Source organism: Vibrio sp. 1F255, from assembly GCF_041439145.1.
Classification (GTDB): Bacteria; Pseudomonadota; Gammaproteobacteria; order Enterobacterales; family Vibrionaceae; genus Vibrio; species Vibrio crassostreae_C.
This window is the reverse complement of record NZ_JBGONQ010000062.1, coordinates 1-11,020: the sequence shown is the minus strand read 5'-3', so window position 1 is coordinate 11,020 and position 11,020 is coordinate 1. Positions and strand designations below refer to the sequence as shown.

12 protein-coding genes and 2 pseudogenes are annotated in these 11,020 nt (G+C 41.8%); 7 read left to right on the top strand and 7 right to left on the bottom strand.

All coding sequences use genetic code 11. The annotated features are described in order from the left end of the window. The first annotated feature begins 126 nt into the window (after positions 1-126). A complete protein-coding gene (locus ACED41_RS21165) occupies positions 127-699 on the top strand; it encodes a sugar O-acetyltransferase (protein WP_371725632.1) in 573 nt (190 codons plus the stop codon). On the opposite strand, the gene ACED41_RS21160 is transcribed toward ACED41_RS21165, so the two are convergent. Further along, positions 696-890 carry a hypothetical protein gene (locus tag ACED41_RS21160; RefSeq protein WP_017072485.1) on the bottom strand — a complete coding sequence of 65 codons (195 nt, stop codon included), beginning with the start codon at positions 888-890 and terminating at the stop codon, positions 696-698. The two genes, ACED41_RS21165 and ACED41_RS21160, sit on opposite strands and share 4 nt — an antisense overlap. A 37-nt stretch (positions 891-927) precedes the next feature. Beyond that, positions 928-1,550, bottom strand: a pseudogene (locus ACED41_RS21155) (HAD family hydrolase). A 277-nt stretch (positions 1,551-1,827) separates the two neighbouring features. Here ACED41_RS21155 and ACED41_RS21150 point away from each other — a divergent pair. After that, positions 1,828-2,535 (top strand): GntR family transcriptional regulator, encoded by a 708-nt coding sequence (locus ACED41_RS21150; RefSeq protein WP_017065208.1) that lies wholly within the window; start codon positions 1,828-1,830, stop codon positions 2,533-2,535. A gap of 203 nt (positions 2,536-2,738) precedes the next feature. On the opposite strand, the gene ACED41_RS21145 is transcribed toward ACED41_RS21150, so the two are convergent. Continuing rightward, positions 2,739-3,938 (bottom strand): enolase C-terminal domain-like protein, encoded by a 1,200-nt coding sequence (locus ACED41_RS21145; protein WP_004732372.1) that lies wholly within the window; start codon positions 3,936-3,938, stop codon positions 2,739-2,741. A gap of 260 nt (positions 3,939-4,198) precedes the next feature. Here ACED41_RS21145 and ACED41_RS21140 point away from each other — a divergent pair, with 260 nt between their 5' ends. The 3 genes from ACED41_RS21140 (at position 4,199) to ACED41_RS21130 (ending at position 7,368) form a co-directional block, all read left to right on the top strand. Beyond that, the gene (locus ACED41_RS21140; protein ID WP_371725631.1) at positions 4,199-5,632 is read left to right on the top strand and encodes a PTS transporter subunit EIIC; all 1,434 of its coding nucleotides are present in this window, start codon (positions 4,199-4,201) and stop codon (positions 5,630-5,632) included. 113 nt (positions 5,633-5,745) lie between these two features. Further along, positions 5,746-6,723, top strand: a complete 978-nt coding sequence (locus ACED41_RS21135; RefSeq protein WP_371725630.1) for a sugar kinase — start codon at positions 5,746-5,748, stop codon at positions 6,721-6,723. A 15-nt stretch (positions 6,724-6,738) separates the two neighbouring features. Then, complete coding sequence (locus tag ACED41_RS21130) at positions 6,739-7,368, top strand: bifunctional 4-hydroxy-2-oxoglutarate aldolase/2-dehydro-3-deoxy-phosphogluconate aldolase (protein WP_371725629.1); 630 nt, start codon at positions 6,739-6,741, stop codon at positions 7,366-7,368. Between the two features lie 419 nt (positions 7,369-7,787). Here the strand turns inward: ACED41_RS21130 and ACED41_RS21125 are convergent, their stop codons facing one another. The 4 genes from ACED41_RS21125 to ACED41_RS21110 form a co-directional block, all read right to left on the bottom strand. Next, positions 7,788-8,843, bottom strand: a complete 1,056-nt coding sequence (locus ACED41_RS21125; protein ID WP_371725628.1) for an AI-2E family transporter — start codon at positions 8,841-8,843, stop codon at positions 7,788-7,790. A 99-nt stretch (positions 8,844-8,942) separates the two neighbouring features. Then, on the bottom strand, positions 8,943-9,155 hold the full coding sequence (locus tag ACED41_RS21120; RefSeq protein ID WP_102333542.1) for a hypothetical protein: 213 nt from the start codon (positions 9,153-9,155) through the stop codon (positions 8,943-8,945). Then, complete coding sequence (locus ACED41_RS21115; protein ID WP_065583857.1) at positions 9,142-9,630, bottom strand: hypothetical protein; 489 nt, start codon at positions 9,628-9,630, stop codon at positions 9,142-9,144. Before ACED41_RS21115 ends, ACED41_RS21120 begins: the two co-directional genes overlap by 14 nt. A gap of 35 nt (positions 9,631-9,665) precedes the next feature. Continuing rightward, positions 9,666-9,914 carry a hypothetical protein gene (locus ACED41_RS21110; protein ID WP_010431939.1) on the bottom strand — a complete coding sequence of 83 codons (249 nt, stop codon included), beginning with the start codon at positions 9,912-9,914 and terminating at the stop codon, positions 9,666-9,668. Positions 9,915-10,219: 305 nt separating this feature from the next. On the opposite strand from ACED41_RS21110, the gene ACED41_RS21105 reads away from it, so the two are divergent. Continuing rightward, positions 10,220-10,648 carry a DUF2383 domain-containing protein gene (locus tag ACED41_RS21105; RefSeq protein WP_010431941.1) on the top strand — a complete coding sequence of 143 codons (429 nt, stop codon included), beginning with the start codon at positions 10,220-10,222 and terminating at the stop codon, positions 10,646-10,648. Positions 10,649-10,755: 107 nt separating this feature from the next. After that, positions 10,756-11,020: pseudogene (locus tag ACED41_RS21100) on the top strand (hypothetical protein); the annotation flags it as partial.

Sequence of the window (11,020 nt, the reverse complement as noted above, 5' to 3'; positions counted from 1 at the left end):
AGCTGGGCTCACTTAGCATTAATGCTTAAAGGTACAAAATAGGAAGAGAAAGGCTTAGGCTTTTCTCTTTTTTTATGTCCAATTATCCGTATTCTAATACCCATGTTGACTAGTGAGGTGCAAGGGATGAAAACGAAAACAGAACTCGAGAAAATGCTGTCCGGCGAGATTTTTGATGGCGCAGACCATGAGGTAGACCACATGCGCACTCACGCCAGCAAGGCGCTATCAGACTTGAATCAATGTTCAGACGATACTCAACTGCCAAGTCTTCAGGCTAATCTGTTTGGTAAAGTAGGAAGCAGCGTTGTCCGTCCTCCTTTTCATTGCGAGTTTGGCAAAACCATCGAGATCGGTGACGACACCTTTATCAACATGAACGTGGTGATGCTTGATGGCGCGAATATCAAGATTGGTAACAATGTATTGATAGGGCCAAGTGCCCAGTTTTACACAGCCTCCCACTCACTGGATTATCTCAGCCGCCGTAAGTGGGAAACTTTCTGCCTACCTATCACAGTCGAAGACGATGTGTGGATTGGTGGAAACTCAGTCATCAACCAAGGCGTTACGATTGGCGCTCGCTCTGTTATCGCAGCGAACTCAGTGGTTAACAGTGATGTACCACCAGATTGCCTGTACGGCGGCACTCCAGCCAAGTTGATTCGGCATTTGAATGCCGAACAAACTCGCGATTAAACAAGAAAGCGCGTATCCAAATCTAAAAAAGAGCGATGTTTCAATAGCATGGCTCTTAATCTAATTATCAGCGTTGTTTTATCGCACGCTTGTTCACCGCGAATTTGAAGCACGACAGCCGCAACTAAAACCAGCGCTGATATAGTCAAAAACAAGAATGCAACGATAGACTTAGGTGGGTATCTTTTCATTTTCTACACCCTCAAATTTAACTCACTCGCCAAGGTGTCAATCTAATAAATTAACGCCAAGCGCCTGCAAGCTGTTTTCACACTGAACGGCATCGGTAAACTGGATAGCAGCCATACCCACAGATCTCGCACCTTCAACGTTATAAGGCATATCATCAATGAAGACGGTTTCTGAAGCTTTAAGCCCATAATTAGATAACAGCACTTGGTAGATTTCAGGTTGTGGCTTAAGCAAACCAAGTTCAGCAGATACTGCCGCACCATCAAACAACGCCCAAAATTGATAAGTATTTTTTAAGTATTCAACAATCTCGACCACGTTGTCGGTAAGTGCATACACACCATACCCAGCACGCTTTACGCGCTCGATAAGGTCGACAGAACCATGCAATAAGATCTGCGTTTTCTTAACGTAATAAAACAGGCGGTCGCACTCTAATGAAGATAAATCGAGCTCTTGTTGGTAGCGAAGTTTGGCTTCATTTTCGGTTAAGAACCCTTTGTTCAAATCCGACCAAATCGCACTTTGGAAAATCGAAAGCGCTCGGGCTTCAGGGTCGGCAATGTTACCAAACGTTAGTTGAGTAATTTCCAGCGGCGACCAACGCACAATCACATTACCCACATCAAATACGACATTTTGATTTGATTCGAACTCATACCCTACTCCTGAATTAGTCACTTAAAATAGCAACAACACAGACATTAAATGCCGCACGTTAAAGTTCATAATCTTGTTTTACAAAATGAGGACTAGAATCACAAGATGTAATCAAGTCAGCGCAAAAGGTGGTCACTAGTACCCCTAACTAACCCTATTTATCATCACCCACTTAACCTTCTATGTTACAATTATGAGTCATTCAGAGCGTACTGAATCCCTGATTTAGTTCACTATTCTTTAGTCACAGTGAATACACTTTAAAGTTATTGATCTATGAAAAAGTACGAGTTAGTTGTCCAAGATATTGTGAGCAAGATCTGTCAAAACAGTATCAATCATAAGCTTCCCGCGGAAAGAGAACTCTCTGAAATATATGGGTTATCTCGATTTACTATTCGAAAAGCGCTAGCCAAGCTAGAGGCTATTGGCATGGTGAAATCTAAGGTGGGTTCTGGTTACTTCGTCAACACTTCTCTCATTGGTACACCACTGGTGTACAACTCCATTACTGAAAACAGTTTTGAAGAGATCTCTTATAAAAAGCTCCAACTGAATAAAGCGCTACCCGATAACCACGAACAGCAGATTTTTTCTTTAGACGACAATGACTACATCTGGAAAATTAGACGGCTTCGATTGATTAACAACAAAGTAGTTCAGATTGAAGAAGCCAAGATCCCTGTCAGTGTCTTCCCAGAGATGAATGCCGAGATCATTGAAAGCTCAATCCAGAAACATGCATTGGCGAAAGGTCTTCAGATCGATAGCTACTTAACGACGTATCAAGCGATCAACGTATCTAAAGAAGACGCGGAGTTGCTCGGCTGCAAAAAAAATGCCGCGGCGATGAATATCACCAACCGAGGTTTCTTAGCATCGGGGGATCTATTCATCGTCAGCGATATCATCGACATCAAATATCAATGCACCTATCACACTCCTTTTAACAATGAGAGCATGAGCTTCCGAGATAAGAAGTAACCTTTTAATTCGATTTAATATGGTTAATTTTTATAGATATAAGTTAATTACTCTATAGATTAGCCACTAATATTATTTCACATCTAATATTATTAATTTAATGATACTAGAAATATACTTACCAGATAATACGTAATATCTGGTAAGTATATTAAATAAGAAAATGGCCGCTTATAGCGACCATTTGATATTAAAAATACGAGTTAAGGGGTATGAATCGCGCCATCAGGAAGGCGACTTTGAGTCCACTCGTGGGGGCGATACATAACAGGGAACTCGGCTGCAACCTCTCGGTCGATTTCAACACCAATACCTGCGATTTCAGAAGCGTATAAGTAGCCATTAATTGGCTCTGCAGCGTTCGGGAATACCTTGTGTGTATTCTCGTTGTACTCGACATGTTCTTGAATGGCAGCATTGTGTAAATGCACATTCAAATGCGTGTTTACCGCTGCGCCAATTGGCGTCATATCTGGCGGGCAATGCCATGCAATACGAACACCGAAGTTCTGACATAGATGGCCGAGTTTCAGAGCTGGGGTAATACCACCAATCTGTGAAACATGGCAACGAATGAAATCAATGCGGCGGTTAGCAATCAATGATTTCCACTCTTCAGGGTTATTAAATAACTCCCCTAAACCTAATGAAACTGAGCTCTGGCTGCGAATATTATCCAACCATTCCGTTTGATTTGGCGGCAGAATATCTTCAATGAAGTAAGGCTTATATTGCTCGACTTCTTTGGCAAATTGTATCGCTTGATTCGGGAATAGGCGCTCATGAACATCATGAAGAATATGGAATTGGTTACCATATTTCTCTCTCAACGACTTAAACATCGTTAGAGTATTGTCCATGTACTGATCTTGGTCGTAGTACGAGCCTTCAGTCGGGTTTTGAGTGGTATGCAAATCGGTTGGAACGCCGCCATAGAAACCAAGCTGACAACGAATGTGCTTGTAGCCTTTGTCTAGGAAAGATTCCACCAGCTCATAAATACCTTCCATCGTATCGCTAGTCGCGTGTGTGTATACAGGAATAGCATCACGAGACTTACCACCAAATAATTGATGTAGCGGCATACCCGCCAATTTAGCTTTGATATCCCACAGGGCCATATCAACACCGGAAATTGCATTATTGATAACAGGGCCATTTCGCCAATAAGCGTTGACCATCATCATTTGCCATAAGTCTTCAATATTATTGGCGTTTTTACCAATAAGAATAGGTTTTAAATATTCATCGACCATTGTTTTTACAGCAAGCGGTCTTTGTTGGAATGTCGCACAACCAAACCCAGTCACGCCTTCATTCGTTTCAACTACCACGGTAATGAGATTGTGTCTGTCTGGTTTAGTAATAATACAATGGATATCAGATATAATAGTTTCTTTCACAATTAAATAACCTAAACTTAAGTCAACTCCTATTATCTAACCGCTTTAAAAACCACATTTCAAGCGCTAATTTTGCGTAAAAATAATTGGTACGTTAAGTGATTTTTTTTGATAAACAAAACATACCAATTGGCCAAAAACGGTGAAAAAATAATTTTTCGGATTTTAAGTGTGATTGAGATCTCTTTTTACTGCGTTGGATTTAAATTGGTTGTCGTTATGATTGCTCGAGTTAAATATATTCCAATAACAGGTGTAGTATGCAAATGGTAGAAAAGAGTGATGCCGTTATTAATAACTCGAAGTCATCATCGAATAAGAAAAATTTCAAAGAAAATATACAGTTATTAATCACTGCACTTGGTAGTGAAGACAATATCGTGAGTATCACGCACTGTATGACAAGGCTGAGATTCAAATTAGCCGACGAGTCGCTGGTAGACGAAGAAGCGATCAAGCAGATCGCAGATGTGAAAGGCGTGGTACTTCAACAAGGCCAGACCCAAGTCATCATCGGTGTTGAGGTAGAGAAGTGGTTCAACGCGCTATCAAACACTCAACAAGCTGACGCAACTCCGGCTGATGAGCTAGAGAAAGGCAAGCTGTTCCAGGGCGTGATGCGCATTGTCGCAGGCATCTTTGGTCCGGTTGTACCCGCAATCGCTGGCGCGGGTATGTTGATGGGCCTGTTGTCTGGTCTTATTGCAACCAATGTTATCTCTGAAACCTCAGACACAGTTTACTTCTTCCGCTCGATCTCTGTTGCTGTGTTCTTCTTCTTACCTATGCTGGTTTCTTTCTCTGCCGCTAAGGTATTCAAAGTAAACGAATACATTGCGCTTGCTGTCTCTTCTGCAATGTTAGCGCCTTTGCTCGTAGATAAAGCAACAATGCTAAAAGACGCAGGTGCAGTTCCGGAGCTGACGGTTCTTGGTGTGGTTCCGATTGAGCTGCTCAACTACGGCGGCGCGATTGTTCCTGCGATTCTAGCAATCTGGTTATTATCTAAAGTGACTCCGTTAGTTGACCGTCTAGTTCCTTCTTCTGCGAAGCCTGTATTTACACCACTGCTTGCCTTTACGGTTACTTCAACCATCACGCTATCATTTGTTGGTCCTGCTGGTATCTGGCTAAGTAATGGCGCAGGTTGGGTGATGAGTTCACTACTGGAAATCTCTCCGACGTTAACAGGCTTTGTGTTTGGTCTAACTCGCCCGATCACCATCGTATTTGGTATCCACCACAGCATGACGCCAATCAGCCTGAACAACTTCGCACTGTATGGTAAGGATCTACTTATGCCGATCATGTGTTTGGGTAACATGGCAATTGCTGGCGCGACAATGGCTATCTGGCACAAGCAACGTAAAACGGTATCTAAAGAGCAATCTTCAATTACGATGGGCTCAAGTGTTACCGCTATCTTAGGCATCACGGAGCCGGCTCTATTTGGTGTCCTCACTAAATACACCAAAGCGATGATGACCGCGAGTTTGGCTGCAGGTGTGTTCGGTGCTATCTCAGTAACGATCGATACGCACTTAACAAGCTACATTCTTTCTTCTGTATTCAGCTTGCCAGCTTACCTTGCAGGCGGTACGCAAAACTTCATTCAAGCACTGATGGGCGTGGTGGGTGTATTCGCACTGTCTTTCGTCCTAACGATGTTGTTCGTAAAACTAGACAACAAGTAATCGGCTAGTCTCACTCCCGTAAGATTAGAATCGAAAAAGCATGACCATATCTCATTATGGTCATGCTTTCCTCAATACGAACAAACCCAACCTTTCCTTTCTAAGGCTATATTATGACCCACATCGCAATCATCGGTGAGTGCATGATTGAACTGAATGGGGCTCCATTTGGCGACATGCATCAAAGCTATGGTGGAGACACATTAAACGCGGCAATCTACTTGAACCGCAGCGCTGCGGTTAGTAACCCCGTGAGCATGAGCAGCAATAGCAGCACTGCGAATCCAGTGATACGAACAAGCTATGTCACAGCTCTAGGCTCAGACGCGATCAGCCAAGAGATACTTAACCGATGGCAAGATGAAGGACTATCAACCGAATTCGTGCTTATTGACGAGCAGCGTTCACCCGGGCTCTATCTCATTCAACTCGACGATGTTGGTGAGCGCACCTTCCTATACTGGCGCAACGATTCGGCGGCTCGCTACATGGTACAGCACCCCGATTTCGATAAGATAGCCAACCAACTTCACGATGTTGATATGGTGTTTCTGAGTGGCATTTCCCTCGCGATATTGCCACACAGCGATCAGTTAAAGTTACTCACTATCATTGAAGGCCTGCGTGAACGTGGCGTTACCATCGCCTTTGATAGTAACTACCGACCAAAACTATGGGAATCAGAAAGCGCGACCAAAGAGTGCTATCGACTGGGTTATCAAACCACTGATATAGCCCTAGTCACATTCGATGATGAACAACTGTTGTGGAGCGATCAAACGCCACAAGACACCATAACAAGGCTGCATACGCTCGGTGTCAAAACCGTTGTTGTCAAGCTTGGTGCTGAAGGCTGCTTGATCAGCGAAAACCCCGCAAATGAGCCAGTAAAAATCACAACGACACCTGTCGAGACTGTGGTTGATAGCACCTCTGCTGGCGACTCTTTTAACGGCGGTTTCTTATCTTGCTATCTCGCTGGAGGTTCTATTGAAGAAGCCTGCCATCAAGGTAATGCATTAGCCAGATTGGTGATTCAACATAATGGCGCAATCATCCCAAAATCCATCACCGACACTCTTTCAAACTGATATTAAGAAGTACACATGTCTACAATTAACGAACAGCTAAACGCACTTAAAGTTATCCCTGTTATCGCCATTGATAACGCAGAGGATATTATCCCTCTAGGCAAAGTATTGGCTGAGAATGGGCTTCCCGCCGCTGAAATTACGTTCCGTTCAGACGCCGCTGTTGAAGCTATCCGACTGCTTCGAGAAGCTCAGCCTGACATGCTGATCGGCGCGGGCACCATCTTGAACCATAAGCAAGCACTCGCAGCAAAAGAAGCGGGCGCAACGTTTGTGGTTTCACCGGGCTTTAATCCGAACACAGTTAAAGCATGCCAAGAGATCGGCATCGATATCATTCCAGGTGTGAACAATCCAAGCACCGTTGAAGCGGCATTAGAGATGGGCCTAACAACCTTGAAGTTCTTCCCAGCAGAAGCATCTGGCGGCATCAGCATGGTGAAATCGCTCGTTGGCCCATACGGCGATATTCGACTCATGCCTACAGGCGGTATCACGCCATCAAACATCGATAACTACTTAGCAGTGCCTCAAGTATTAGCCTGCGGTGGTACATGGATGGTCGACAAGAAACTCGTTGAAAATGGAGAGTGGGATGAGATTGCCCGCTTAACACGCGAGATTGTCGAGCAAGTGAATCACTAGTCTATGTCATTCAGGTAAACAGAGCCTGTTTAATTTCTAACAATAAAGCCACAGCACTTTGGTGAGGCTTAATTATATGATCCGCCTCACTCTCAAGCCCTTAAGCTTAGAGTCGGCTCTCAGAGTGAGGTGAACCAAATATCTTCTATCCATACTTTAGGTATCGACCTAGGTAAACATTGCTTCTATGCTATCGCACATAACCGTTGTGAGGTGGAGGCGCTTCGTCGCAACCGACTCTTAACCTTTCTAAGTGAAATAGAACCAGCAACTATTGCTTTTGAAGCCTATAGCGATACTAGTTTGATCTCACACAGAGTTTAACCTCAGCCAGCTGTCCAAAAAGGAGTCATAAAGCAACAGAACTAACACTCACAGAAAGAAGTGACGCTGAGTGGTTATCAAGGCTTACTTCTGCTCTACTGACCTTTATGAGCATTCAACCTTGGATGTCTTAACTGTTCAAAAAGTACATTCACACAGACAAGTAATGGGACCCCTACTAGCATTCCCATAGAGCCCCATAGCCAACCCCAAAATACAAGCCATACAAATAAAATCAGCGGATTGAGACTAAACCTTTTCCCCAGTAATGTAGGAGTAACCAATTGGCTTTCTATCAAATTAATCGCCAGGAAGACCGCAGCGACCGTCAATGCATAGCTAAACGACTCAAACTGTATAAAAGAGACTAAAGCAAAGCACGTAACTGAAACCATCGGGCCAAGATAGGGGATAAAATTCATTAAGCCTGCAAAAGCGCCCCAAAGGAAAGGGTCTTGCAATCCCATCATATAAATAGCAAGGCCAACAGTGAGTCCTATGCAAACATTAATGATGGTGATGGCACCGATGTAACGAGACAAATCCTTTTGAACAACTTTAACCAATTCAACAGCCCTACGCTTATCTGAAAAGCATTCAAAAAGAGATAAGCTTTGAGAATAAATTCTTCGACCGTAATTCATCATGAAATACGCCATAAGAAACGCAACCAACAACTGAGTAACAATGGTTGGTGTTGTCGTAAGCACTGATTCTATAATGGAAAAAGCCGTGTTATTGGTAAGCCCATCATTGGTAACAGTACTACTCATGGAGAACCCGGTGGCGTCAGTTAAGCGACTGTTTTGAGTAACCTCACTCACTTCATTAGATACATTCTCGACCAACATTGGTAATTTTGACCACCATTGCTGAGCGGGCTCACTCAACATATTCAAACTAATCACAACAAAGCCAATAAAACCAATAAGTACAGCCATTACGTTAATGACTCGAGGGATACCGAAGCGAGTAAGGTAGTTAACTAGAGGGCTACATAGCAAAGAAATAAAAGCACCAAAGATGATTGGCAACAAAAATGGCTTGGCGATATGTAATGTAAAAATAGACATCATGAGAACAGCAAGGAGCATAAAACTAGTTTGCAACACACTTCGTTGTCTAAGAATACTGTATTTTTTTGATGTCATTTTATTCCTATGAGTAGAAGGTTTTGTTTTTGAGGCTTCGTCAATTTGAATCAGGCACTCGATACCGTCAGCCAACACTAACTTGAATCAAAATGATGGTTACTTAAGTAAATTAAGTATTAGCGATAGCTGTTTATAACCAAAAACAGACGATTTAAAACGATGAGTTCGATTCAAAATTACAACACCAAGGCCTGTGATGCCAAGAGCATACAAGGGGTACTTGTGAACAAACTCTTTTCCTTTGTGACGAATAAGTCCCATACAAAGTTCAACTTGACGAGCTCTACTTCTCCCCTCAAGTCTTTTCATTTGAATCTGTCTTTGTCGATTTTTGAGTGCTGACATGTAACCCCTCCTTCAATTGCTCTTTCGTACATTCAAAACCTATAAATTGCTTTAAGTAACTAGAACGAAGTACCAAGCATATTAGAATCAAACCGAGTGTGAATATAAACGCGCCGTAACCCGCTAACAGATTCAAAGTGAAGTAGTAGATCACTACTCCAGCACCGACGGCGATACTAAAAAGAAACAGCGGTAACAACGCAACAAAGAGGAGCTGAAACACAAGACGCTTTTTAAATGCATCAACACTATTGCGAAACTCCAATAAGAAAAGCTCTAAGGTCGATTGAGACCATTGCTGGGTATGTGTCTGTAATATAGCTAAGTCTTTCCACAATCCATTTAACTCAGAAGCAGAACGTTTAAGATCATCCACCTTACGATCGCTCGATTTATCATTGGCAGAGTTTACTGGGTCATTTTGACTATTTACCTGCATAACGGTGCTCTCTCAATTGCGATGTTGATATATGGCTATTTGATTAACTTCGAGACAGCCCAACCAGCGAGAAACGCACAGCCAACACTCAATAATGGACGCTCTTTAATGATGTTTTCCGCTTTCTCAGACGTGTTCTTCACACTTTCAGAGCTGGCCTCGAGAGTTTCATGGACCGCCTCTTTCACATTTTCGATAACTTCTACTGCGGCCTCTTCAGCTTTTTCATAAGTTTCTTCAATTTGTTGTTTGGCTTCTGAATTTTTAGCGTTTGACTTTGGCATAAGTTTTCTCCTTATTTGATTATCATAAGCCAGAGAATAATATTAATACTATTAATCTCTAGCTACTTTAATAATCAATGCTAGCATCGTGCCAACTTTCACAAGTACCAGAATAATTGAAGATAAGCTCCCATATCATTAATAAATGGCATTAATCAATGTAATAATTTCACTAGAAAACATCTATTAATGTATTTTTTACAAAAACAAAGTAAAACCTTAGACGAAACAAGCTGAATATAGGGTTATTAATTGGCATAAAAAATGCAACAAACCAAATACAGCTTAGAACCAAATGAGGATTCATGAGAAACCAAAGTATATTATCTATTGTTAACCTGATAAAAAGTGGAAATATTATTTACGAAAAAGCGATATCCAACATAAGAAGTGAAAAGATGGCAAAAAATCTTTTTGATATCTACACGGTAAAGAAATGTGCAGAGTTAAAGTTACAATCTTTAACTTACTACTCAAAAATACATCAAGAACAGATACCCGCTAGTTATACGATAAATGCCAGAGAGCGCTGTATTGAAGCGGAAGATACAAAAGGTAAAAACAATCAAGAGCTCTATTTAAAGCACCTAGAAGGTGTCGAGACAAAGATCATTTCCGACATTGAATCACTGCTAGAAACTAACCCTGATTTAGAAGGGAGAAGAAGATTAAAAGTGGTAAAAAATGAAATGGAATCATGTCGAGACCAAATACACAACATGCGTCAGAATTAGTTATTAGCGAATGATGGTTGGAAATCAGAATCAAAGAAAAGGCTTATTTTAATTATTATAAATCAACTGAAATTATAAATACTACTGAGATAAAAAGGAGTAATGATATGTTGTTTAAAAAGGACAATGATCCCCTTGAGGTAATTCACTATAAAGGCATAGAAAAAATACTATGTACATTGAAAGATCACTACTTCTCATGTGTTGACCTAATTGAACAGAAAGCACACGGGAACATTGCAAGAGCTGCAAATCGATTTATAAAAGTTGAACGTTCATTAATAAACGAAGTAAACACCAAGTTCTGCATTAACAATCAGGGCAAGATTACGAAGCCCCTTGCCCTGCAAGGACTTGCGAAAGGTAAGCGTT